The organism is Spirosoma lacussanchae (assembly GCF_005870035.1).
GTDB lineage: Bacteria > Bacteroidota > Bacteroidia > Cytophagales > Spirosomataceae > Spirosoma > Spirosoma lacussanchae.
The window spans coordinates 1293527-1318926 of sequence record NZ_SWJG01000001.1; the positions used below are offsets into that span (position 1 = coordinate 1293527).

At 57.9% G+C, this 25400-nt stretch carries 20 protein-coding genes; 9 read left to right on the top strand and 11 right to left on the bottom strand.

The annotated features are described in order from the left end of the window. Positions 1-205: 205 nt before the first annotated feature. A complete protein-coding gene (nagA, locus tag FBR45_RS05390; RefSeq protein WP_138500034.1) occupies positions 206-1384 on the bottom strand; it encodes an N-acetylglucosamine-6-phosphate deacetylase in 1179 nt (392 codons plus the stop codon). A gap of 121 nt (positions 1385-1505) precedes the next feature. On the opposite strand from nagA, the gene aroA reads away from it, so the two are divergent. The 3 genes from aroA (at position 1506) to FBR45_RS05405 (ending at position 4373) form a co-directional block, all read left to right on the top strand. Next, a complete protein-coding gene (gene aroA, locus FBR45_RS05395) occupies positions 1506-2783 on the top strand; it encodes a 3-phosphoshikimate 1-carboxyvinyltransferase (protein ID WP_138500036.1) in 1278 nt (425 codons plus the stop codon). Positions 2784-2927: 144 nt separating this feature from the next. After that, positions 2928-3272: a DUF4260 domain-containing protein gene (locus FBR45_RS05400; protein ID WP_138500039.1), complete on the top strand. Its 345-nt coding sequence runs from the start codon at positions 2928-2930 to the stop codon at positions 3270-3272. Positions 3273-3485: 213 nt separating this feature from the next. Beyond that, a complete protein-coding gene (locus tag FBR45_RS05405) occupies positions 3486-4373 on the top strand; it encodes a hypothetical protein (RefSeq protein ID WP_138500041.1) in 888 nt (295 codons plus the stop codon). Positions 4374-4437: 64 nt separating this feature from the next. On the opposite strand, the gene FBR45_RS05410 is transcribed toward FBR45_RS05405, so the two are convergent. Together FBR45_RS05410 and FBR45_RS05415 are read right to left on the bottom strand one after the other, a co-directional pair. After that, positions 4438-5490 (bottom strand): AraC family transcriptional regulator, encoded by a 1053-nt coding sequence (locus FBR45_RS05410; RefSeq protein ID WP_246082115.1) that lies wholly within the window; start codon positions 5488-5490, stop codon positions 4438-4440. After that, positions 5490-6239, bottom strand: a complete 750-nt coding sequence (locus tag FBR45_RS05415) for a helical backbone metal receptor (RefSeq protein ID WP_138500043.1) — start codon at positions 6237-6239, stop codon at positions 5490-5492. Before FBR45_RS05415 ends, FBR45_RS05410 begins: the two co-directional genes overlap by 1 nt. Before the next feature lie 120 nt (positions 6240-6359). On the opposite strand from FBR45_RS05415, the gene FBR45_RS05420 reads away from it, so the two are divergent. From FBR45_RS05420 to FBR45_RS05430, 3 genes are read left to right on the top strand one after another with little or no spacing between them, the layout of a single operon-like run. Then, the gene (locus FBR45_RS05420) at positions 6360-7244 is read left to right on the top strand and encodes a GLPGLI family protein (protein ID WP_138500045.1); all 885 of its coding nucleotides are present in this window, start codon (positions 6360-6362) and stop codon (positions 7242-7244) included. 59 nt (positions 7245-7303) lie between these two features. Continuing rightward, complete coding sequence (locus FBR45_RS05425) at positions 7304-10264, top strand: outer membrane beta-barrel family protein (RefSeq protein WP_138500047.1); 2961 nt, start codon at positions 7304-7306, stop codon at positions 10262-10264. Between the two features lie 45 nt (positions 10265-10309). Beyond that, positions 10310-10918: a hypothetical protein gene (locus FBR45_RS05430; RefSeq protein WP_138500049.1), complete on the top strand. Its 609-nt coding sequence runs from the start codon at positions 10310-10312 to the stop codon at positions 10916-10918. Between the two features lie 127 nt (positions 10919-11045). Here FBR45_RS05430 and FBR45_RS05435 read toward each other — a convergent pair whose 3' ends face one another. The 3 genes from FBR45_RS05435 to FBR45_RS05445 all read right to left on the bottom strand — a co-directional run bounded on the left by FBR45_RS05435 (position 11046) and on the right by FBR45_RS05445 (position 14781). Beyond that, positions 11046-12665, bottom strand: a complete 1620-nt coding sequence (locus tag FBR45_RS05435; protein ID WP_138500051.1) for a hypothetical protein — start codon at positions 12663-12665, stop codon at positions 11046-11048. A gap of 33 nt (positions 12666-12698) precedes the next feature. Next, positions 12699-13409: a hypothetical protein gene (locus tag FBR45_RS05440; RefSeq protein WP_138500053.1), complete on the bottom strand. Its 711-nt coding sequence runs from the start codon at positions 13407-13409 to the stop codon at positions 12699-12701. Between the two features lie 301 nt (positions 13410-13710). After that, positions 13711-14781 (bottom strand): M42 family metallopeptidase, encoded by a 1071-nt coding sequence (locus FBR45_RS05445; RefSeq protein ID WP_138500055.1) that lies wholly within the window; start codon positions 14779-14781, stop codon positions 13711-13713. A gap of 191 nt (positions 14782-14972) precedes the next feature. Between FBR45_RS05445 and FBR45_RS05450 the strand changes: the two genes are divergently transcribed. Beyond that, on the top strand, positions 14973-16259 hold the full coding sequence (locus FBR45_RS05450; RefSeq protein WP_138500057.1) for a sialidase family protein: 1287 nt from the start codon (positions 14973-14975) through the stop codon (positions 16257-16259). 83 nt (positions 16260-16342) lie between these two features. Here the strand turns inward: FBR45_RS05450 and FBR45_RS05455 are convergent, their stop codons facing one another. From FBR45_RS05455 to FBR45_RS05475, 5 genes are all read right to left on the bottom strand, one after another. Next, positions 16343-18703 carry a TonB-dependent receptor gene (locus FBR45_RS05455; RefSeq protein WP_138500059.1) on the bottom strand — a complete coding sequence of 787 codons (2361 nt, stop codon included), beginning with the start codon at positions 18701-18703 and terminating at the stop codon, positions 16343-16345. Positions 18704-18772: 69 nt separating this feature from the next. Beyond that, complete coding sequence (locus FBR45_RS05460; RefSeq protein ID WP_138500061.1) at positions 18773-20659, bottom strand: STN domain-containing protein; 1887 nt, start codon at positions 20657-20659, stop codon at positions 18773-18775. Positions 20660-20719: 60 nt separating this feature from the next. Further along, positions 20720-21751: a FecR family protein gene (locus tag FBR45_RS05465; protein ID WP_138500063.1), complete on the bottom strand. Its 1032-nt coding sequence runs from the start codon at positions 21749-21751 to the stop codon at positions 20720-20722. Beyond that, a complete protein-coding gene (locus FBR45_RS05470) occupies positions 21751-22332 on the bottom strand; it encodes an RNA polymerase sigma-70 factor (RefSeq protein ID WP_246082116.1) in 582 nt (193 codons plus the stop codon). The genes FBR45_RS05465 and FBR45_RS05470 overlap by 1 nt, the downstream gene beginning before the upstream one ends. Before the next feature lie 116 nt (positions 22333-22448). Further along, a complete protein-coding gene (locus FBR45_RS05475; RefSeq protein WP_138500067.1) occupies positions 22449-22859 on the bottom strand; it encodes a helix-turn-helix transcriptional regulator in 411 nt (136 codons plus the stop codon). Between the two features lie 234 nt (positions 22860-23093). Between FBR45_RS05475 and FBR45_RS05480 the strand changes: the two genes are divergently transcribed. Beyond that, complete coding sequence (locus tag FBR45_RS05480) at positions 23094-23771, top strand: ClpP family protease (protein WP_138500069.1); 678 nt, start codon at positions 23094-23096, stop codon at positions 23769-23771. 382 nt (positions 23772-24153) lie between these two features. Next, positions 24154-25386 (top strand): ATP-dependent Clp protease ATP-binding subunit ClpX, encoded by a 1233-nt coding sequence (clpX, locus tag FBR45_RS05485; RefSeq protein ID WP_138500071.1) that lies wholly within the window; start codon positions 24154-24156, stop codon positions 25384-25386. Positions 25387-25400: the final 14 nt, after the last annotated feature.

The window sequence follows — 25400 nt, forward strand, 5'->3', positions numbered from 1 at the left end:
TCCATGACTAGCCCCGGCATTTATGCCGGGGGTTGGTAGTTGGTAGCGAGTGGGGATTGGTTGCATCGGCATAAATGCCGACGCTAGTCATTGGTCTAATGAGCCGGATCTGGCCCGGGGCGATCCATGAATAGCCCCGGCATAAATGCCGGGGATTGCCGAGGTTTGCCTTGGTGCCGTCGGCATGAATGCCGGGGTTAACCGATCAAGGCGCCATCAACGCCCCCGAAACCCATACGCTTTTTGTAGTCAGCGACTGGTCGAGCCGAACCAGGTTGGCGACGTAGCCAGGCTGAATTTTTCCTAACTCGTTACCCATCCCGATGATCTCCGCCGGAATCGTACTGGCCATCCGCAACGCATCGGATAAGGCGACGGCTGCCTGATTGACCGCCACCCGAACGCAGTCGATCAGCGTCAGGGCCGATCCGGCCAGCTTCCCTTCGTTATTGACGTAGCGGCCGGGTCCATTGGCATCCGGCTCGTAATGAACGACAAATTCACCCAGCGAGAACGTAGCCCGTGGTCCGGGGCGGCCCGGTGAGCTGGCAAACAGGGCGTCGGATATTAGAAACAGCCGGTCGCCCAGGAGCTTATGGGCAATTCGGATCGTGGCCGGATCGCAATGGTAGCCATCGGCAATGATGCTGACCCGAACCGCCGGGTGGTCAAAAACGGCCCCCACAACGCCCGGCTCACGGCTCTCGAATCCACGCATGGCATTGTACAGGTGCGTAGACAGGGGCGTGAAACCACTGTCGAACGACTGCCGGGCCTGAAGATAGGTCGCGTTGGAGTGGCCCAGCGACAGTAGCGTGTTCGAATGCTTCAGCTGCTGGATTATATCCCGTTGCGAAGGCGTCAGTATTTCGGGGGCCAGCGTCAGGATTCGGATTATGTCGGCGTTGGTGCCGAACAGCGTTTCCAGCTCGCCCTCGGCCGGGGTTCGGACATAGGCCGCGCTGTGGGCTCCGCGTTTGATGGGGTTGAAATAAGGGCCTTCTGCGTGGATACCCGGAACCCCGAACGGATTTTCGTGCCGAACGGTCTGTACCGCGGCCATCGCCTGCTGCATCAGATCGAGTGAAGTCGAATGAATGGTGGGCAGCAGGCTCGTGGTGCCGTTGCGGGCGTGGGTGTCGTATATATGGCGGACCGTGTCGGGTGTAGGCTGATCGTTCAGGAAGAGGTGAGAACCCCCGTAGAGCTGCAGATCAATCAGGCCCGGGACCAGGTAATCGCCGTTGATATCCAGTACATCGTCGTCGGAGGCCGTTACCGGATCGGTGGTCAGTTCCTGGATACGACCATTGGTCAGGCGCACCGACGCACCGGGCAGCCATTCGTTGCCGGTGAAGACAGTGGCGTTGGTAATGTAGTTCATCTACGTCGTGTAAGGGCTATTTTTCGTACAGCCAACCGACTGTCGGCCGTAAACATGGCCGGAATCTAGCGGTTATTTCGTTTTTTTGCGAACTAATTCGAGCCATTACCCATCCTGTCTTTTGAACGCCGTTCGTTTATCTCCTGCCCCTGGTCCCGTTCGGGCTACTATCCCGCTGGCTTCGTCGAAGAGCGAAAGCAACCGCGCCCTCATCCTCGATGCCCTGACCGGTTTCCGGTGTGATCTCCAGAATCTATCTACAGCCCGTGATACGCAAACCATGATCCGGCTGCTGAAAGCGGTCGCACCAACGGGGCAGCCCGACACGGCCGATGTACTCGATGCGGGTACGACTATGCGGTTCCTGACGGCTTATTTCGCCGTAACGGGGCAGCCGAAGATTATGACGGGTACCCCCCGCATGTGCGAACGGCCCATCGGTATCCTGGTCGATGCGCTGCGGGCACTCGGGGCCGACATTATGTACCTCAACAACGAAGGTTATCCTCCGCTGCAACTGAACGGGTTCAGCGCGTCGGGTCAGTATACACTTAGCATCCGGGGCGACGTGAGCAGCCAGTACATCTCGGCCCTGCTGATGATTGCCCCGATGCTGCCGCAGGGTCTGACCCTGACGCTGACCGGCCCGATCGGGTCACGCCCGTATATCGAGATGACGATAGCGCAGATGGTCTATTTCGGGGCCGATGTGCAGGCTAACTGGGACGAGCGAACCATTACCGTAGCTCCCCAGCCCTATACACCGAAACCGTATCAGATCGAGTCCGATTGGTCGGGTGCCAGTTACTGGTACAGCGTAGTGGCCTTGTCGGGCGATCCGGATACCACCATCGACCTGCTTGGACTGAAGCCGCAGTCGTTGCAGGGCGACAGTGCTATTGTCGAAATCATGCGGGCGCTGGGCGTCGAGAGCACTTTTACCGATCGGGGCGTGACGCTGACCCGGCGCCCGGCCGAGTCGGCCCTGAGCTGGGATTTTACCGACTGTCCGGATCTGGCGCAGACCGTGGCCGTCTGTGCGGCCGTTAGCGGGGTGGCGCTCACCCTGACCGGCATCGAAAGCCTGAAGATCAAAGAAACCGACCGCGTACTGGCCCTGCAGACTGAACTCCGAAAACTAGGGGCTGAACTGGTAGAGGTCGAAGCAAACCACCGCTACGAAGTCCGTTCGCTGACCGATGCGCCGGCCGGGCTATCTACCCCGGTTATTGATACCTACGACGATCACCGGATGGCCATGGCCTTTGCGCCGGTGGCGATGCAGCGCGCTGTCATCATCGAAGAGCCGGGCGTTGTGGCCAAGTCGTATCCCTCGTTCTGGGATGATATGGCCAACGTTGTCATGGTGGAGCCGCTGGCCGAAGGGACCAAAGCTTAGCTGATTATGCCGGGCCTGGTGGGTCGATCAACGACGCTGCGATTTTCGTAATTGGTCAGTAAGATTGCTTTTTTCGTCATCGACCACCCGGTCGGTTCGTCGGACCTTTGTGATGTACTAAACGTTCTCACGAACACTAATCCGATGAAAAACCTGCTCAAAGCCGAAGAGTTTGCCTTATTCCTGGCGTGTGTGTATCTGTTTTCGCAATTGACGTTTGCCTGGTGGTGGTTTCCGGCCCTGCTACTGCTACCCGACCTGAGTATGGTAGGGTACCTGATTAACCCGGCCGTGGGCGCTGTAACCTATAATCTGGTTCACCACAAAGCGCTGGGTATCCTGATCGGTATCTGGGGGCTGGCCGTCGGTAATCAGTACCTGATGCTGACGGGGGTCATGCTGGTAGCGCATTCGAGTATGGACCGGGTGGCGGGCTACGGGCTGAAGTACGCCGATAGTTTCAAGCATACCAGTTTGGGAGCGCTGTAGAAGCACCGGGGCTGACTGGGATGAACTAACTACCGTTCCGGCCGGCGATAAAGTTAAGCAGATAGCCATTTCTGATAGGAGACGATCAATGGAACGCCGTATTGGGTTAGAGTCTCAGCATCAATTCGGTATATCCATCATATGAAATAAGTCGACTGTTTTGTTTTGTCGAGAATTTGCCTGTTTTTTGCCTGTCTCTGCATCCGATCTGTTATGAACTACACCGCCCGTTTAACCAGCCTTTTTTTAGGAAGCGTTCTGCTCGCTGCTACCTCCTGTCAGAAACTGACGACCATCGACGCTGAAGTCGCCCCGACCCGGCTGACCCTGCCTGCTTCGATCGACTACCATGCTGAGGGTACGCTCGCTCACCTCGTCTACCGGTCTCTTTTTGTCTACAACGCGGCCAACCAGCTGGTGTCGGTTCGCGACTCGCTGCTGGCTGCCTCGCCCGGTAACAAACCTGTAAACCAGTGGGTGCAGTTTGCGTATGATCACGATCGCCTGTCTTCCGTATCGATAGACGCGCTTTCTGACGATCGTGATTCGGATGCGTATGGTCAATCCAAACCGGGCCGCTTCGAACTGGCGTATACCGGCCAAACGATCAATGCCCGTTTGGTGATTGGGGGCCAGACCGTCAAAACGGCCTCTTTTGCCGTCGATCAGCAGGGGTATCCGCTGAAGACCAATGTCAGTCTGGGCCGACTCTTTCTGGACCGCCAGGGGAACCTGGATGCAGCGGCCGAATCGAGCTGGAGCAAGGCGCGCAATCCGAATAACTTTTCCGAGGTGGTAAATCAGCAGTACGATCCACATCAGAATGTGTTTGCGCAGAGTAAAGAGTATCAAATACTAACGGCGCTACTGGCTGTTTTTAACCGGGAGGTACTCTCTACCGGCCTGATTGGACTGGATAATGCGCTGACGACTAATAATCTCCTGTCCCGTACCATAAAGCACTGTACCGCCCTGTACGGCTGCAACACCTATACGCTAGTCAGCGAAACGCAGCAGGTCAACGAGCGCGGATTTCCGACACAGCGTATCGCCCCGCTGGGCGCTATGGGGAAATTTCAGTATACGATCACCTATAAGTGAGCCGGAAAATAAGTCTTCGAGCGTCTGTACGTAAGTAGTCTTGTGAGGCTGCCGAAGCTGGTATCTAGCTGGCATACAGTTGCTGGCGATAGGCGCCCGGAGTCTGACCGGTCCATTTTCGGAACGACCGGAAAAAGACGCTCGGCTCCGCAAATCCCAGCAGGTAGGCAATGTCGGTGGTGCTGAAGTGCGGTTCGCGCAGGTGCTTTATCGCCATATCCCGGCGCACCTGGTCCAGAATCTGCTGATAGCTGGTCTGTTCGCTTTTCAGATGCAGCTGTAACGTCCGGATGCCCATGGCGAGCCGGTCGGCAACGGCTGCCAGCGTCGGCTCTTCCCCTTTCATCAATACCAGAATCTCGGTCCGGACCCGCTCGGTCAGGGCCGGGGTTTTCAGGCGTTTCATTGATTCGTTGGCCTGTTGTTCAAAGAGGGTAAACAGCCCCGGGCTGGCGTTGAGGATGGGCGTGTCGAGCAGGGCGCGGTCGAGGACGAGGGCCGATTCGGGCGCGTCGAACCGGAGCCGGGCCGGGCCGAAAACCCGTTCGTGCTGGCTGGTATCGATGGGGCGCGGGTAGGCAAACCAGACCTCCCTGGCTACGAGCGCCTGCCCCGTCAGCGCCCGCATGGCCGCCAAATAGACCGACAGTTCCGACTCGACGGCGTAGGCCGGAAAAACAATGTCGGGGCTGGTCAGCCGCAGCGACAGCACATAGGCCGAACCCTCGTGCCGACCGCTGGTGCGGATGCCTTCACAGACGATATCCTGATACTGAATAAGCTTCTGAAAGGCCTGACCCAGGTTGGGGCAGTGCATCATCACATAGGCCAGTACCCCAAACGACAACGGGTTCACCAGCTCACCGATCGAGAGCGCAATAGACGGATCGCCGGAGCGGCTTACGATTTCCTGCCAGAGGTGCTGCATGGTCCGGATCGGCAGTCGCTCGTCGGGGTTGCGGAGCCGGGCCGGGTCGATGCCTACCGCCCGGGCCAACTCCCCGGGATCGAGTCCGCGTTGCCGAACCGCAAACAGAACCAGGTTGACCGACGCCACCGACAGCATATGATCGGCAGCCGGCGCTGAGCGAATAGCAGACGAAGTATTAGTAGCCATCAGGGGTGGTAGTCTAGTTGGTTGCGTAAGTTCTTAAGATAGTCACCCGCCTGCAACAGCCGGCTGCCGTACCAGGAAAAAATCTCGCCATCGACAATCGCGACCCGGGCGTCCGGACAGAGAGCCTGGAACTCGGCCCGGTGTTTGTCGCCGAAGGGGTACGGCTCCGACGACAGGAAAATCAGATCGGGGCGGGCCGCCCGCAGCGCGTCGGGTTCTAGCTCGGGATAACGGGTCTGGCTGGCAAAGGCATTTCGGAAGCCCGCTGCGGTGAGCATGGCGTCGATGAAGGTGCCGCCTGCCGCCACCATATACGGCTTGCGCCAGATCAAGTAAGCAACCGACGGCGAAGCCGAATCGGATGGAAAAGCGGGCAGGCTGTTCGTGATCCGGGTAATGATGGATTCGGCCTGCCGGCTTCTGCCGACGAGCGTTCCTACCTCGCGGATCATCGACAACGCTTCAGGAATCGTAGCCATGTCAGTCACGTGAACGCGGTACCGTTGCTGTAGCTCTTCGATCTCGTCTCGGGTGTTCTCTTCCTTATTTGCCAGGATCAGGTCGGGCCGAAGGTCGTGAATACGGTCCAGATTCAGCGTCTTGGTACCACCCACTATGGGCTTGTTGCGTACCCGGTCGGCCGGGTGGATGCAGAATTTAGTGACACCCACAATTGCATCGTCCAGCCCCAGGTCGAACAGCAGTTCGGTTTGCGACGGGACAACGGAAATAAGGCGTTTGGGACTCATAGGATGGTATTCAGCGGCACAATTTGGGCATTCGTCTCCTCATTAACGTCTTTTAACAAAATACAATCCGCCAAACGGGATATTTATGCAACATTCAACCGCCGAATCGCTCTTTACGCCATGAAACAAAATCTATTCTCTGCGCTCTTACCTACGTTACTGGCAACCTCGGTTGCGTTGGCCCAGACGCCACCCACTGCAGGTAAAATCACCTACGAAGGCATGCGCCGGGTCGACCTCTCGCAGGTACGGATGGTAATCAACGGTCAGGAAGTACGGCCCGGAAGTCCCGGCGCTCCCGATGCGCCCGAAGGCATGCCGGAGGTGATCTCGTTTACCCAGAAGCTGGTTTTTTCGGGCACCATGGCCAAGGAGGAACGCGACCGGCCGCAGAACATGATGATCAGCCGAACCATAGGCGGTGGACCCGGCGGGGGCGGTGGTGTTCCCCGCGAAACCCGCATGACGCCCCCGTTTGAACAGACGACCTTCCTGGATCTGGCCAATCGCCAGCGTATCGACGTCATGACGATCACCAACGATTCGGTGAAGACCACCTACCGCACGGAGCGGCCCATGCCCAAACCCGAGAACTGGCAACCCTCCGACAAAACCCGAAAGATTGCCGGATACCTCTGCCACAAAGCCACTGCCACCGCCCGTGTGGCCCGCCCCACTATGGGTGGTCGGCCCGGCGATGCGTCGGCCACCGCACCGGCCCCCGGTGAAGCCGAAACCTATACCGTCTGGTACACGACCGAGCTGCCGTTTACCTACTCGCCCGTAGCCGCGCTGACGCCGGAGCGGGGCGTGGTGCTCCAGATCGAATCGGACAACGAATCGTTCAAAGCCACGAGCGTATCGGCCGAAGCGGTTGCCGACAGCGCCGTACAGCCCCCCGCCAATGCCAAAGCCGTTTCGTCGGACGAGATGAACGAGCTACGCCGGAAATCGATGGCTACGTTCCGGCAACGGATGATGAACGGTATGCCCCCCCGTAACTGAAAAAGCGCTCAAACACGCTCGGTCAGTGGTGGCAGACCGGCCCGTTCCTCAAACAACTTATGAAACGACTTCTTCTGGTCATTTTTTTGGTATGTCCTGTCTTTATGAAAGCTGCGCTGGCTCAGTCGGGCAGCATCCGGGGGGCGGTTGTGGACTCGCTGACCCGCAAACCGTTGCTCGAAGCGTCGGTATCGCTGCTGTCGGCGCGGGATTCGTCGCTCGTTACGTTCGGGATTACCGATGGCGAGGGGCAGTTTGCATTCCCGAAAGTGGCTGCGGGGGCGTATCGGGTGCTGGTTACCTACGTAGGCTACCGGGGTAAGGCCCGGCCCGTAACGGTCTCGTCGGCCACGCTTAATCCAGATGCGGGTACTATCGATCTGGTGGCTACCTCGCAGACCCTGGGCGAAATTCAGGTGCAGGGCGAAAAAGCGCCCATTGCCGTCAAAGGAGACACGCTCGAGTTCAACGCCGATTCGTTCAAGACCCGTCCCAATGCTCAGGTAGAGGATTTGCTTAAGAAGCTGCCGGGCGTTGAGGTCAGTCGCGACGGTACCGTAAAGGCGCAGGGGCAGGAGGTCCGGAAAGTGCTGGTCGATGGGAAGCCCTTCTTCGGTAACGATCCGAAAATGGCCACCCGTAACCTGCCCGCCGACATCATCGACAAGGTGCAACTCTACGACCAGCAGTCAGAGCAGTCGCAGTTTTCGGGGGTCGACGATGGCGACCGGGAAAAGACGATCAACATCACCACCAAGAAAGATAAACGGAAAGGATCGTTCGGGCAGCAGTCGGTAGCGGCCGGGCCGCAGCCGGGCGAGGACGTTCGGTATTCAGCGCGGGCCAGCCTGAACCGGTTCAACAATGGCCGACAAATCTCGGTGCTGGGCATGGCCAATAACCTCAACCAGCAGGGGTTCACGGCGCAGGACCTGGGCCTGGGCAGTAATTTTGGCGGGGCCGGTCAGGGTATGGGCGGTGGCGGAGGCAGCAACCTGGTTCGGGTTGGCGGGGGAGGAACCTTCGCCGGCGTGGGTAATGGGGGACAGGTCGGTAACAATGCCATTACCCAGTCGTGGGCCGGTGGGCTGAACTACCGCGACACCTGGGGCAAAAAAATCGATGTGGCAGGCAGTTATAACGCCAGCCAGACCAACACCCTGACCGATCAGCGCAGCCGACGCGAGAACGTACTGCCCAACGGCCTGTCGGGTACCGGCCGGGCCGACTCGGCTTTTGTGACCAATCGCGACAATGGCTCCGACAATACCAACACCAACCACCGGGTCAACCTCCGGCTCGACTACCGTCTTGATTCGCTGACTACGATCCGGGTTATTCCGAACCTGTCGTGGCTGAGTTCAGGCTTCCAGACCCGGAGCAGCTCGCAGACCCTCGACGGGCAGGGCCGCCCGGTCAACACCAGCAATACCAACTACAGCTCGACCGGAACCGGTTTTACCGCTAACAACTCGGTACTGCTGCTGCGTAAGTTTCGCAAACGCGGGCGAACCATTTCCCTGAACTGGAACATGGCGATGAACAACGTCGACAACGAAGGGTTTAACAGATCGCTCAACACCTTTGCCCGGCCCAACACCCCCATTTCGACAACCGCCAGTGGACCAGTTAGCCAGACGGCTCCTTTCGAACAGGTCATCAACCAGCGCAACGATCAGGAAACCCAGTCGGTAACCAACAGCATCAACCTCAGCTATACCGAGCCGCTGTCGTTGCGACAGACCATCGAGTTCCACTACGCCCTGTCGAACAACAACAACACCTCGAACCGGTTCGTCAATAATTTCAACGAAGCTACCGGCCAGTACGACCTGCCCAACGCCCAGCTCAGCAACCGATTTCTGAACACGTTCATGACCAACCGGGCCGGTATGACCTGGCAAACCAACCGGCTCAAATATACCTACGCCCTTGGTTTCGATGCCCAGCAGGCCATGCTGAACTCGGACAACCTTACCCCCGATACTACTGACATTACCCCCGGCGCCACCTTCAGCCGGACGTTTACGAATCTGCTGCCTAATGCCCTGTTTACCTATAACTTCGGGAAAAACCGCCGGCTGCGAGTCAACTACCGCACCCGCATCAACGCGCCCAGCGTGAGCCAGTTACAACCCGTACCGGACAATATCAATCCGCTCAATATCCGGCTCGGCAACGCGGCCCTGCAACCCGAATATACCCATACGCTGTCGCTTAATTTCAACCGGTTTCAGCCAACTACCTTTCGCAATCTGTTCGCGTTCGTGAACCTGAGCCGGACCGATAACAAGATCGTAAACGCCACCCGTTTCAACGAAACCGGCGCGCAGGTGACGCAGCCCGTTAATACCGATGGCTACTATACAGCCAACGGGTCGCTGGTGCTGGGGCAGCCCGTTAAGCTGGGTCAGCAAAAGGCCAATCTGAACCTGACCACCAACCTGACCTACAACCGGGGTACCAGTTTCGTAAACGACCGGGCCAACCTGGCCAACAACTGGCTCGTGGGGCAGGGGCTGAACATCAGCTCGAACTTCACCGAAAAGCTGGACTTGAACCTCGGCGGCACCATCAATTTTCAGTCGGCGCGGTACTCGCTCCAGCCGCAGCAGAACACGACTTTCCTGAACCAGACCGTCACCATCGATGCGTTCTACCAGCTGCCGGGCGGCTTCACGGTATCGACCGATGTGTACTACAACCACTACGGCGGCTCGTCGGGTGCTTTCAACCAGTCGTTTACCCTCTGGAACGCCACGCTGGCCAAACAGCTGTTCAAGCAAAAGCAGGGCGAGATTCGTTTTCAGGCCTTTGATCTGCTGAACCAGAACCGCAGCATCGTCAGGAACGTGACTGATACGTATACCGAAGAGGTGCAGAGCCGGGTCCTGAACCGCTATTTTCTGGTCAGTTTTGTTTACAACCTGCGTAATTTTTCGGGCAATGCGCCCGGCATGAGTCCGTTCAATCGGCAGGGGCCCGGAACCGGTCCGCGGGGCTTTCGCCGGAACGGGTGAGTAAGTCAACGGCCCGATCGGCTTGTAAGAGAAACACACGCTACTATGAAAACGACTCTGCTGACAGTAGGGCTGGTATCGGCTGGCTTCGGGGCGCTGGCCCAGTCAACCGATGTGCCACCGGCCGACATCCAGATCAGGACCGCTGTGCTGGCCGCTCCGGCCGATAAACAGGCCGGGGCTACCGTATACGGCTACTCGGCTAAAAACGAGTTCATGGTATTACGAAAAGGTACCAACGAACTGATCTGCCTGGCCGACGACCCGGCTCAGAAAGGGCTCAGCGTGTCGTGCTACCACCGCGATCTGGAACCGTTTATGAAGCGGGGCCGGGAGCTGAAGCAACAGGGTAAGAAACCGAACGAGATACTGGAGATTCGGGAGCAGGAGGTGAAAGCCAAAAAATGGGCCATGCCAAAAAATCCCTCCTCGCTGTTTGTGTATACAGCCAAGCCCGACAACTACGACCCGACCACCGGCACTGTAAAGGATGGCTACCTGCGCTCTGTGGTGTACATTCCGTACGCAACGGTCGAGAGTACGGGGCTGCCGCTCAAACCCGAAGCCCCCGGTATGCCCTGGATCATGGACCCCGGCACCCACCGCGCCCATATTATGATCAACCCGCCGGTATCGACCACCAGCGGCAAATGAACCAGCCTCCACCAACAGCAAGCCCGACCAGATTAGTCTGGTCGGGCTTGCGTGTGTAAAGGGTAAGATGACGTAGAGAGCGATGAACGGAGGCCGGATAAAGCCCGGCGTCGCGGCACCGTAGTAGCTAGTTCTTGCAGGCCTGGGTGTATGACTTCAGCACGTACTCGAGCAGGTGTTCGGAGTCCTGGGTGCCGGAGTTGAAATCGACGCTGTAGCCGCCTTCGTAGTAAACGGTAGCGGTATAGCTCGTATTCGGTTTGAGACCCGTCAGAATCCCTTTGCCGTTCTCGAAGGTAGCAACCGCAACGGGGGTTTTGCCGGTTTCGCCGTAGTAAACGCTGACGGTGGGGTATACCTCGAAATTTTTCCCGTTTTCACAGACCGCCCGCACGGTAAAGGCCGCTTTCAGCTGGCCGGTTGGAATCGTAACGTCTACGCCGATATCACCACACGGATTGGTGCTGCGGGTCGAGCCGAGTAGCGTATTGTCGAGCGGATCGTACAGAGCCAGTTCGTAATTACCAGCGGGCACGGTAAAGGAAATACGGCCATCGGTGCTGCTCTGCGAAGCGACCACCTGCCGGGTGCCGCCGAAGCCCTGATCGTACCTGAAAAGCGAATATACGTAGGCGGTGCCCGTGGGCAGGTTACGAACCGTGTAGGTGATCGAGCAGGTTTCGGCCGCGCGCTGGGTGGTTATGCTGTAGTACGACAGGTGAGTGATTGGAACGTCGACAGCCAGTCCGTTGGTTGCCTGCCGAACGGCTACCTCCCGCTCAAACGTCCAGGCGCCGGTCAGTTCGTTATAGCTGTAGACCTCAAGCCGGTCATTGACGCTGATGGGCCGACCCGTTGCCGGATTGAACGTAGTCGTCGGCACACTCATCTGAATCGTAACCGGCTGGCTGAAGGTCGATACGATCTGCCCGGCCGGATTCTTCATTTCGATGGCCACAAACCCGATTGGATTGAAAAGGCCTTTGGCGTCGGTTTTACCCTGAGCGCTTTTGGCCACCGGTGCCGTTAGGCCACCCGGAAAAGCCTGCAGCGCTTCCGGACTTTGCCCGTTGAAAGCCACAACTGAAGTAGTTACATTGCCCGTGACCGGAGCACCTTTGCTGTCTTTCAGGGCCGTGCTGGCCGGGATGGACAGGCTCAGCTGGGTAGCCGCGATCGAGCCGCTCGCTGGCGTCGTGATCTCCACCACCCGGGGCGACGTCACCACGCCCGATGCCGACGTCGGGGTCGATAGCGCTTTCGAGGCTGCACCCGTCGGGGGCGCGTCGAACTTGACCAGCCGGATCGTAAACGGATCATTGAGGGCTCTGGTCAGGGTCAGGTTCATGCTGGAAGCGGTATACCCATCGGCGTCCACGACAATGCGCAGTTCGGCTGGGGTGGCGCGGGTTGGCTCAGCTCCGGTCAGGCCGATGAAGATATCACCTTTGGGGGCTCGGTAAGTACTAATGGCTTTACCGTCGAAGGTAATGGCCCGACCGGCGTCTTTCCCTACGATGTACACCTGGATGGGAATCTGCAGCGGTAAGCCGGTTCTGGCGTCAACAACCAGCCCCTGTATCTGGGTTTTTGCCGGTTGGTAGTTCAGTTTGAATACCACATCCCTGAGCGGATCGATATTCTGAATGTCTTTGAGGTTCTGACAACCCACGGCCAGGCCGATGGTGGTAGACAGCGCCACTGCCTTGAGCAGAGAGTACGACGATAACGAACGAAGGTTTTTCATAAAAGGACTATACAGTTTGAAGGCTGGTATGGATTACAGTTTGTAGGCCAAGCCAATCGTGACAATCGGGTAATACTTAAGCGGCTTCAGGTTATTTTCAATGACGGCACCCTGGTCCGACGATGGCTCCAGCAGGCCGGTCGTTCTAAACGTAATTTGTGGAGACTGCTGGTAGAAGAAACCAACGTCAGCCATGAACTTAAGCCGGCTACGGGTGTACGGATTTCCAAAGCCGAGCCCGATATAAGGCGCAATCTTGTTGAAGTCGGCTCTGCCGTCGAGGGTTCCCACTTCGTCTATAGTGAAGGTGATGTCGTTGAACTTCACGTCTTTGACCGGTTTGCCGAAGAAGCTGATCTGGTTGAGATTGTAAAAAGCTCCACCCGTCAGCCGAAACCCGGACCGTTTGAACGGATAATAGTCGAGCAGCAGATTGGTGTTGAGAAGCTTCAGCTTGTAATCGAACCCGATCTGAATGTCGTCGGTATCTTTGCCGCTTGTCAGCGTACCTGAGTAGCTGAATAGGTTGAGCCCAAGCCGGGCCGCCAGTTGCCGGTTGAGGGAGTACCCAACAGCTACGCCACCGCCCGCCGAACCGGCAGAGAGCATGACGGCGAACCCGGGCCGGTAGGAGGGTAACGGCCGGATCGGGGTGTTAACTTGCCGCTGATCGGTAGAAAGGCCAGTCTGGCAGTAGGCCGACAGGGAGGTGGCCAGCAGCAGGATGAGGTAGCTATATCGCATATGCGTTTATTTATTATTTGCGCAAATTTGGTAACAAAATGTTGTTATAAAACAGATTAATGGTATCTATATTTACTAAGTGGTGGTGAATCTAGCAAAGGGTGTATTTCTTATATAGATCGGATTCTGATTTGAAAATCAATAATTTATGTATTACCTATAGAAATAGTAGTTTAAATGGGTGGCAACCAGGCCATTGCTTACGGGCTGGATACCGGCTGGCGTGGGTCTATAAACAAACAGGGAGCTGAACGTTGGTCCAGCTCCCTGTTGCAGGTGCCTTTCGGCCTGCGGGCGTTTTTTATCTGATGTACCGGAAATCTTCGTTGCCTTTCAGGGCTAGCAGGGTTTCGTACATGAGCTTAATAACGTTCTGTACGTCCTCTTTATGAACGGTTTCGACGGTGGTGTGCATGTACTTCAGCGGGAGAGAGATCAGCGCGGAGGCAATGCCTTCCGTAGCATAGGCGAACGCATCGGTATCGGTACCGGTCGAGCGGCTTACCGCCTGCCGCTGAAAGGCGATGTCCTGGGTCTGCGCCACGTCGATCAGGAAATCGAGGACGTTGTTCTGCACCGCCGGGCCGTAGCAAAGCACCGGGCCCCCTCCGCACTTGAGATCGCCCTGTTCTTTCTTGTCGTACTTCGGCGATTGGGTGTCGTGGGTTACGTCGGTACAGATGGCCAGATCGGGCTTTAGTCGGCGGGCAATCATTTCGGCCCCGCGCAGACCGATTTCTTCCTGAACCGCATTCACGATATACAGCGTGTAGGGCAGGGTAATGTTGTTTTCTTTGAGCAGCCGCGCCACTTCGGCAATCATGAATCCGCCCATGCGGTTGTCCAATGCCCGACCTACGTAAAAGCGATCGTTCAGCTCCATCAGCCCGTCGGAGAAGGTGGCTACCGTGCCGACATGAATCCCCATCTCCTCTACTTCCTGCTTCGTAGCAGCCCCCACGTCGATGGTAAGGTCGGTCACTTTGGGTGCGGCATCTTTGGCCAGGTCGCGGACATGAATGGCCGGCCAGCCGAAAATACCCGTTACGGGGCCTTTTTTAGTATGGAGCAGCACCCGCATCGACGGGGCAATCAGCGCGTCGGAACCCCCGTTGCGCCGAACGTAGATATAGCCGTCGTCGGAGATGTAGTTGACGAACCATGAAATCTCGTCGGAGTGGGCTTCGATCACCACTTTATAGTCTTTGCCCGGCCCGATTACGCCCACCGCCGTACCGTAGGTATCGACAATATACTCGTCGGTATAAGGCTTGAGGTAATCCAGCCAGATCTGCTGCCCCGACGATTCGAATCCGGTCGGTGAGGCATTGTTGAGGTACTGATACAGAAAATTTTTACTCGATTCGTTCATGGATGTAGAAGGAAAATGGCCTGTGTCTGCGGGCCGTTTCAAGGTAAACCGATCAAATATAAGCGGGTGCCCGACACGGTAAGCAGAATTTTTGCAAACAGCAGAACAAACATGCAAGGCATCGTTTACCTTTGCTGTAACTTAGACTTAATATAAATAACTCTTGCCCGCACTGGTCAAACCCCTATCGTATGCGTACCTTTCTCAAGCAAATAACTTTCTTCTGTCTGCTGACCCTCTGTGGGTTGGCGAGCTACGCCCACACGGGCCTCTTCAGCGATACCACCCGCGCTTATGCGGTGCCTACGCTATCCCGCACCCCCGCCGGTGAGGTGGCTCTCTCCTGGACCGAAAAAGACAACAATGGCGTAGTATACTTCTACTGGGCCAAGTCCGGCGACAAAGGCAGGACGTTTGGGGGTAAGAAACTGATTTATTCGGCAGCGGGTATCGGTAACTCGCGGCTGATGCGGCCCAAACTGCTGTTTCGTAAGAATGGATCGCCAGTAGCTGTATTTGCCCTGCGCGGTCCCGAACCCACCAACGCACAGGCTTCGGTTGTTCCGACTGCTGATCATACCCACGGCGGACACGAAGGGCACAACGCCCCGAAGGCCGACGCGTCCAAACCGGCCCGTGGTGGTGGCCGGCCACGCGATCTGAGGATTGTTTATGTTACTTCCGCCGATCAGGGTAACACTTGGACCTTGCCCGAGCCGGTTCACGCTGATAAAACACCGAATATTGTACGTGGTTTTTTCGACGCCACCGTGCTGGCCAACGACGAGATAGCCGTAACCTGGCTGAACGATATTCCGGGCAACGAACACGAGCAGCGCGATTTGCGGCTGGTAACAACCGCAGGCGGAAAATTTGGCGCCGAGCGCGTTCTGGACCCCTACGTTTGTGCGTGCTGCAACATCAGTCTGCTGGTCGACCCCGTCGGCACGCTGCACGTATACTATCGCGAAAACCAGGACAACATCCGCGACATTGCCCGGATGAGCTCGACGGATAACGGAAAAACCTTTACGAAGCCTGCGATCCTGTCGAAAGACAACTGGCAGATCAACGGTTGCCCGCACTCGGGCCCAACCTCCAGCGCGGGTGGCGGCAATCCGCTGGTAGCCTGGTTCTCGGGCACGACCGATTCGCCGGGTATCCGGGTGGTGAACGGGCAGGGCAAGCGGCTGTTTGTGCTCGACGATCCTACCGCCAAAAATGCGTATCTGGTACCTGCCTCGAAGTCGTCGGTACTGCTCTGGGAGCAGAGCCAGCCGTCGGAGAGTGGCATGAGCTCGGTCATTGCGTTCCGTACCATCGACGCTGCCGGTACCGCGGCCACCCAGTACGTCAAAAATGCGCAGAACGGCACCAACGCCAGTGGGGTCGTGGTCGACGGTCAGTTGCTGGTGGCTTACGAAGTGCGGAAGCCCAACAATAAAAACGGTATCGACTGGGCGTCTGTGAGCCTGTAGTCCCAACGGCCTGCCGTAGTAGCAAATCGTATCCAGCCCAGCATGGCCACGTCCGATTCCTGTCAGACGTGGCCATGCTGTTTTTAAAACGCGACGCGGTAGCTCAGCACCGGTAAGAGGCCTGTTTGGTAGCTGGTGCGGGTAGTGCCGGTTTGCGGATCGAAGTAGCGGCCGAAGACATTCTGGCGATTGGTTACGTTCTGTACGTCGAGCGAGAGGGTTCTGGTGGAGCGGGGGCGGTTCTTTTTCCAGCTGAACCGCACATCGGTGCGAAAATAGTTGGGCAGCTGAACAGTATAGGCCAGGTCGTCGTACCGGACCGTTGCGCCCCGTTCCTGCGACGCGGCCAGGTCGACGGGTGTTTCGCGGTAACCGCCGTAGTAAGTCAGCTTGATATTGAGCCCGATAGTACCGTTTCGGAACAGGCCCCGGTCGCCGGTGGCTAGCTCTTTCCCCGCCAGAAAACTCGTGGCATGACGACCGTCGAAGCGGCTGCTCCGCCAGATCTGATCCGACCCCCGGTATTCGGACCGGTACAGCGACGATGACAACAGGAAATACACGCCTTTATTCAGAAACTGCTCCAGGGTCAGCTCCAGCCCGTAGTTACGTCCCGTACCGCTGTTGACCAGCTTGTCGGTGCTCAGCCCGTCGAGGAAATTGATGATGGAGAATGAGTCGGCCGTGTCGGCACTGACCGGAATATTGAACAGCGACTGGTAGTAGGTTTCGGCTTTCAGCCGCAGCTGATCGGTCAGGCGACGGTCATAAGCCAGTACGACATGATGCGAACGGGTGAAGCCAAGCGCCTGGTTCGACCGCTGACCGACCCCGGGCGAGGTAGCAAACAGAACGGCCGGGTTCTGGGTCTGGCTGTGGAGGCCGTAGCCCAGGCTGAGCGACTGCCCCGGCCGGAACGACCAGCGTACCGACCCACGCGGCTCCAGGGCGTCGGACCCGTTCAGGAAGAGCCGCAGGTAATGCAGCCCGGCGTTTACGGTCAACTGCTCCGACAGCCGGTAATTCCACTGCCCGAATGCTTGTAGCGTAACCGTAGACTGACCAGGTACCCGTACGGTGGTAACAACCCGTTCCTGATCGGCCGCCCATTCATCGCGGGCGAGGGTATAGCCGATCTGCGACCCAATCAGACCAGCCCGAATGGTGTGCTGGCTCGTCAGCTTGTAGGTCAGGGTGCTGGAAGCAATGGCTTTTCGGATGGTATACTGTTCCCGGTACCGAAGTTCGGGGCGGTACTGCTCGGTCAGGTAATCGCTCTGGTAGCGGTTCTGGTAACCCGAACCGGAAAAGACCGTTTTAAGAAACGCCCGCGGGCCGATATTGATCGCGTGCGTGGCACCAACGGCGCCTGTATTGGCCGTAAACCGATCGTCGTAGCGTTCGTAGCTGGCCCGCCAGACCGTTGAGTCGCGGACGGCATCGGTGTTCTGGCTGCTGAGGCCGCCAAAGCCGAAGAGGGTAAACGTGCCGGCTTTGGCGGTGGGCAGGTAAACGTTGAACGACACATCCTGAAAGGTGGTCACGCCCGTGCCTACGTCCAGCCCCAGTCTGCTCAGCAAGCCAAGGGTGGAGTAGCGGTAGTTGAACAGGTACGACCCTTTGTACCGCTTGCTGAATGGCCCCTCGCTCGATACGTCGATCCCCAGCACCCCCGCCTGAATGGTATGTTCCGGCTTCTGGTTGTTGCCCCGACGCAGCCGCAGATCGAAAACGCCCGAGAGCGCGTTGCCGTATTCGGCCGGAAACGCCCCCGTCATGAAGTCGGAATTAGCCAGTAGCTGGGCGCTCAGAATCGAGATGCCCCCCGACGCGGTGCCTACGTTGGCGAAGTGATTGGGGTTCGGAATCTCGACGCCTTCCATCCGCCAGAGCAGTCCGTTAGGGGTGTTGCCCCGGATAACGATGGTGTTGTTGCCGTCGCTGGCCCCGACTACCCCGGCGTAGGCCGTGGCCATGCGGGCCGGGTCGTTGACGGCTGCGGCAAAGCGCTGCGTCTCTTCGACCGAGAACGTACGGGCCGATACCGTTGCCATTTCGTTCAGCGGTTTGTCTTTCTCGACAGTAGGCTTCACCGTTACTTCGGCCAGCTGGCCAATGGCTTCTTCAAGAGCTACGGTGAGTACCAGTTCTTTTCCGGCATCGACAACTACGTTGGCCAACAGGGCGTCTTTGTAGCCGACAAATGAAATCCGGAGGGTTTGCCGCCCAACCGGAACGCCAGCCAGTCGAAACGATCCGTCGGTGTCGGTGAGGGTTCCCCTGGCTGGTGTAGCCGTCTGAAGAACGACCGTGGCGCCGGGAATGGGAGTTTGCAGGCTTTGGTCGACCACGACCCCGCGCACGGTTTGAGTCAGCGGTTGGGCCATTGTGATGAGGGGTAGAAAGAGGCCGATTAGTAGCGTCGGCAGGAGCGGGAAGCGCATAGCGTGTGTAGCATGTTTGCGCCTATGACCGCTTCCCGCTCAGTAACCCCCACGAGCGGGGGGCTTTTTTTACAGGCTGTACCGCAGCCCTACCTGCCAGCCCAGCCAGCCCGACCATTCGTCGCGGGTGTTGTCCGGCGCGTCGGGGGTCAGAATAGCCGCCGGGAGCGACTGGTTGCGCAGGGGGTTGAGAAATACATCGTTCGAGTAGTAGCCGTTGAGCGTCGGCCCTGCCGTAATACCCAGTCCGGCGGCTATCTGTTTGCTGAGCTGGGGAGAGAGCCGCAGCAGCATGTTCAGGTTATCGATCCACTCATCGGTGCGGTTGAGCTGGTGTACGCTGCCTTCCAGCGATACCGACCAGCCGCGTCGTTCGGCCGTAGCGGTGCCCAGCCCGTAGCCGTAACTCCAGAAGCGTCCGCCCGGATTATACCCGGCCGTGAAGAGGTTATAAAACGAGCGAACCCCCGTCCGGAACGTGGCGTTGAGGGGCGTGACCTCGTTGGCCGAAGCCTCTATGGCCCGGTACCCATTCGTCTGTACGTAGCTGAAAAAACCGACGGGTGCGCGCTCCGACGAGCGGGCCAGGTTGATGAAGCCTACCTGTCGGCCACTGACCACGTCGCGGGCTACGTTCAGAAAACCGCTCACCTGCCAGCCCCGTAGTTGGCCCCGAACCACATTGGTGAATCCGGCCACCTGGAAACCACCCGCATCGCCCCCGACCACATTGGCAAAACCGGCTGCCTGAGCGCCCTGCACCCTGGACCGGTCGGCGTTGAGGAAGCCAGCCAGCTGAACGCCCTGCACGTCTTTTCGGACCACATTCAGAAACCCGGCCGCCTGCAGGCCCCGAACGGTGCCGCCAACGGTATTGACGAAGCCCGCCAGTTGCACCGGCCCAACGTTGCCCTGGGTTGTATTCATGAATCCTGCGAGCTGAACCCCCTGCGTATTGCCCCCAACGAGGTTTCCGAAACCGGCTGCCTGCACCCCCTGCACGTCTTCGCGGACGAGGTTGAACAAGCCACCAAACTCGGCCTTCCGTACGCCCAGCGAATGCCCGATCAAAATGTTGACCGAATAGTCGTTGATAATACGGCCACCCAGCCCCCGGTTTGTGCCGATACCCGGCAGAAATGATACCTGCCAGGTGCGGTACAGCGTGTCGCGGTCGAGGTTGATATCGGTCAGGAGTTGCCGGGTCGACAGCGCCCAGCGGCCAATGGTTTGCCGGCTCCGGTCCAGAAACGATGCGGGCATCGGTACCGTACCCGAATCGGCCGAGGCAAAGACGACGGGCCGTTCAGCCAGAATCGGGCCGGGCCGACTGGCTGAATCGGTCGGTAACGGCCGGGTGTCGAGCGGACTGACGGCAGCAGGCCGGGGCAGGGGAGTCAGGTAAATATTCTGGGGCTGCGACCGGCGCGACGGAATGGCCAGCGACTGGCTCAGGTAAGCCTGACGCCGAACTTCGAGCCGCACCGCAGCCAGGTCGGCCGGGAGTTTCAGCCGGTAGTAGCCGTACTCGTTAGACAGGGCCGACCGCAGCGAGTTACGTTCGAAAACGGTTACGGACCCGATCCGTTCGGTGGTTTGCCCGTCAATGACGTAGCCGTCGAGGATAAAGTCTTTGGGCTGTTCGGGCTCGTCGGCACGGAGTAGAATGACGTGGTTACCCCGCGACCGGAGCCGGACGGTTCCGCCGAAAAGCTGCCCCAGTACCTCGCGGACGGGCCGGTTGACCACCCGCAGGCTAACGGGGCGGCTCTGGTTCAGGATGGCGGGGTTATACGAAAAGCTAAACTGGCCGGTACGGCTGATAACAGTAAGGGCTTGATTGAGCGGTTCGTTGCGCAGGGTAACCGTGATCAGCCGTTCGAGCGGGGGTGTCGACTGGGCACGCAGCCAAACCGGGGTGAGAAGCAGAAAAACGAAAATGCGAAGTAAGGTCATAACAAATGCTGGTTTGACCAAAGACCAGTCAGCGGGCTAATACCCCCATGCCAGGTTATGTTATTGTCCACAGCCAGCGCCGGTAAGTACGCGCGTATTGCCGTCGCGTCGGACGGTTAGCGACAGGGTTTCGGCCACCACCGCCAGCACGGCATCGGCCGATTCGCGGTTGAAGTCGGCCGTCAGCCGGCAGTTGCTGAGGGCGGGTGTATCGAGCCGGATGTCAGTACCGTAAACATCGTGCAGCGTTCGCACCACCTCGGCCAGCGAGGTATTGACAAACGACAGGCGCCCGGTCTGATAGGCCAGCTGGTTGGCATCCAGGGCTACCGGTCGGCGGATGGTATCGGCAGTCCGCTGGTAGGTAGCCTGCTGATTGGGTGTCAGCACAATGGCCTGCCGCGGAGCTGACAGCTGTACCCGCCCGGTTCGTACCGCCACTTGCACACTATCGCCCCGCGAGCGCACATTGAACGAGGTGCCCAGTACGCGGACCACGGCCTTTCCGGCCCGTACCCGAAACGGATGCGCCGGATCATGGGTGACATCGAAAAAAGCTTCGCCGGTAAGGGAAATAGTCCGGCTGCTGTCGGTAAACGTGGCCGGATAGGTCAGCCGACTGTTGCGGTTGAGCCAGACCGTCGATCCATCGGGCAGGGTAAACTGCCGCGCGGTCGAGGTGGTGGCTACGGAGAGGAGCGCGGCTGGCTGGTCGGCGGTGCTGGAGCGGGTATAGCGCCAGACCGACACGCCGGCCAGCACCGCCAGCGCGAGCATGGCCGCTATCCGGCCGTAGCTGCGCCAGGGCGCTGGCCGAACGGGCAAGGGGCGCACAACGGTTTTGGTAACGGCTGGAGACGGCTGGTGCATTCGGCTGCGAACCTGTTGCCAGGCGGCCTCGGTATTGACCGTTTCGGTCTGGGTAAGCTGACCGGCTGTGTGCCAGATCCGGGCAAACCTATCGTATTCGCGCTGGTTGGCAGGGTCGGTCAGCCAGCGACGTATCCGTTCGGCCTCGGCTGCGGAGGCTTCGCCCGCCAGAAACTTGCCCAGCAGCGCGTCATCGATCGGTGATTGCGGTTCAGTTGCCATTATGCGCCAGTTCCCCAGGCCAGGAGAAGTAAAAGTGGTAAATAGTCGCTCAATTCAGTACGGAGAATACGCAGTGCTTTGCCAATCTGGTTCTCGACCGTTTTGGTGGCAATACCCAGCCGATCGGCAATTTCTTTATACGATAACTCGTCGAACCGGCTCAGCTCAAACGCCCGTCGGCACTGTTCGGGTAGTCGGCCCATGGCTTGCTGAAGCCGGGTGCTCAACTCGTCGGCCATCAAATCCTGGGTTGGGCTGGGTGGGTTGCTGTACAGTTCATCGGCGGCCTGCTGGCGGTGACCGGCCTGAACGGATTGCTGGTTGAGCCGGTTGAGACAGCGGTTATGAACAGCCCGATACAGATACGCTTTCAGGGAAGTGGTAATCAACAACGATTCGCGCCGTTCCCAAACCGTCAGAAAAATCGCCTGTACCACCTCTTCGGCTTCGTCGATGTCGCCCAGCATCGGGCGGGCGTACCGGCAGAGGGGCGCGTAATACTGACGAAATACGGTCTCGAACACCGCTTCGTTGCCGATGCGGATTTCGCCGATCAGGGTTTCGTCCGGAGTTGTCTGCACAAAAGGAGCCGTTGTTGTCAGAGGATGCGGTGTTTTTCGGTGGTTTTACACTATGACCACCGAACGCAGGGATACCCCTACGCACCTATGAAAAAAAATGCGGGGCTTGTCCCGACCTAAAACCCGATTCGTTCGCGGGGTTGTTGAGCCCCTATACTGCGAACCAGCTCGAGGGCGATTCGGTCGTCGTATTTGCGTTTCCAGTACTCGGCTTCGAGCCGGAGTTTATCGATTTCGATCTGCTGCTTCTCAACCGTCAGCCGCAGGGTTTCACGCTCGTGCTCCGCATCCTCGTCGGGCGTGTCGACGACCTGAGCCGTCAGCGCATCGTCTGACAGCAGGGCCACCGGCGACAGCTCCAGTACCGACGCGATCTGGGTCAGGCGCGTCAGCGTCAGCTCCGTCTTGCCGCGTTCTATATCGCCGTAAGCCGTAGTTGACAGGTTGAGGAGGTCGGCCATGTTTTCCTGCGAAAGTCCGCGCTGGAGCCTGTGTAGCCGTATTTTTTCTTCGACAGAGGTCTTCATCTCAAGTGATACCGATAAAATCTAAACAGAGACCGACAGGGTATTTCGGTTGCATAACGCAATTTTGCATCGTTCGGTGCAAGTTTATGAAGCACAGCGACACAATGGACACGGACGGGCATTAAGTTTATTGAAGAACGCCATAATCTTTGTGTAGTCGGTCTATGTGTGGTTAATTAGCCCGAAACTAACACCCGCTTATCATCGTTTTATACTAAAGCGTAAATCCAGGATATGAATTTTCAGAACGAATTCCGCAAGTACGCCGTACACCATATGGGGCTGAATGGCCTGACCGTTGACGGCTACATGAACCACACTGTCGAGAACATGACCCGGTCTGTCATCGAAGAGCGTCCGATGAACTTCCGCGAAGTCGACGTGTTTTCGCGCCTGATGGCCGACCGGATCATTTTTATGGGCCTTCCCGTCGATGACAATATTGCCAACATCATTGTGGCCCAGTTGCTTTTTCTGGAGTCGGCCGATCCCAAGAAAGACATTCTGATGTACCTCAACAGCCCCGGCGGCTCGGTCTATGCCGGTTTGGGTATCTATGACACCATGCAGTACGTACGGCCCGACGTGGCTACCGTCTGCACGAGCCTGGCTGCGTCGATGGGCGCGGTATTGCTGGCCGGTGGCGCAGCGGGTAAGCGGACCGCCCTGCCCCACGCCCGCATCATGATTCACCAGCCGTCGGGTGGCGCGCAGGGACAATCGGTCGATATTGAGATTACGGCCCGCGAGATCGTCAAACTTCGCGAAGAGCTGTATCAGATTCTGGCCCATCACTCGGGTAAGACCGTTGAGCAGATCGAAAAGGATTCGGACCGCGACAAATGGATGCGCGCCGAAGAAGCTAAAGAATACGGCCTGATCGACGAGGTACTGCGTCGGGAGAAAGCATAGTTACGCCACTTCGAATCAGATTGGGGCAGCTGAACAGTCAACCTGTTCGGTTGCCCCTGTCTGTTTATAACGGGCTATGTATTGACTGGTTTGTCCGGTGATCAAATGGGCATTGTAGGTCATTTGATGCGTTTTTTAGGCAATTCGGGCACCGGTCAATAAATTTGCAGACTACTGAGGACCCGGGTGTGCCCGGGTCGCTTTTTTTAGCGAACTTGAGGTAACAAAGACACGCTACATACCGTTACACAAACCCGGACAAGACCGAACTGAATCCCGATTGGGTAGCCAGACAGGCTGCTGAAAATAGTCAGGTAATTAGCCAGAACACGGCGGCTCGGCCTTCGTCCGTACAAACCAGCTTAATACACTGCAAACGTTCATGCCACAAATCAGTTGCTCGTTCTGCGGACGACGCAAAAACGAGGTGATGTTGCTGCTCTCGGGAATCGACGCGCACATCTGTAATTACTGCATCGAGCAGGGGCACCAGGTGGTGCTGGAAGAAATGCGCCCGCAACGGAGTGAACCGGCCGAAATCAAGATCAACCTGATCAAGCCCGTCGATATGAAGCGGCATCTGGACCAGTATATTATTGGTCAGGATGAAGCCAAGAAATCCATTACCGTAGCGGTCTATAACCACTACAAGCGGTTGATGCAGCTCAAAACCAACGATGATGTTACGATCGAGAAGTCGAACATTATCATGGTGGGCGAAACCGGTACGGGCAAGACCTACCTGGCCCGGTCCATTGCCAAGATTCTGGAAGTCCCGTTCTGTATTGCCGATGCTACGGTCATTACTGAAGCCGGCTACGTAGGCGAAGATGTCGAAACGATTCTGACGCGCCTGCTGCAGGCCGCAGACTATAACGTGGAGGCCGCTGAACGGGGTATTGTCTACATCGACGAGATCGATAAGATTGCCCGCAAGTCCGACAATCCCAGCATTACCCGCGATGTCAGTGGCGAAGGGGTACAGCAGGCGCTGCTGAAACTGCTCGAAGGATCGGTCGTCAACGTGCCGCCCCAGGGTGGTCGTAAACATCCGGACCAGCGCCTGATTGCGCTTAACACCGAGAATATTCTGTTTATCTGCGGAGGGGCTTTTGATGGTATCGAGCGGCACATTACCAAGCGGATCAACACCCGACCCATCGGTTTCTCGGGTGATCGGCGCCTGAACGAAACCTTCGAGCGCGGGCATCTGATGCGGTATATCTCGGCCCTCGATCTGAAATCATTCGGGCTGATTCCGGAGCTGATTGGCCGGTTGCCGGTGCTGACTCACCTGGAGCCACTCGATCGAGCCGCGCTGAAGCAGATTCTAACCGAGCCCAAAAACGCCATCACGAAACAGTATGACAAACTGTTCCAGATGGAAGGGGTGACCCTGCACTGGGATCATAGCGCGCTCGATTACATCGTAGACCAGGCGTTGCAGTACGGCCTCGGCGCCCGGGGCCTGCGGTCTATCTGTGAGTCGATCATTACCGACGCCATGTTCGAAATTCCGTCGCAGACAGGCATAAAAGAGCTGACCGTCAGTCTGGAGTACGCCCGCGAAAAATTCGGCAAGACCGCCCATCAGGAACTACGCTCCGTAGCCTGATCGACGCGGCTTCA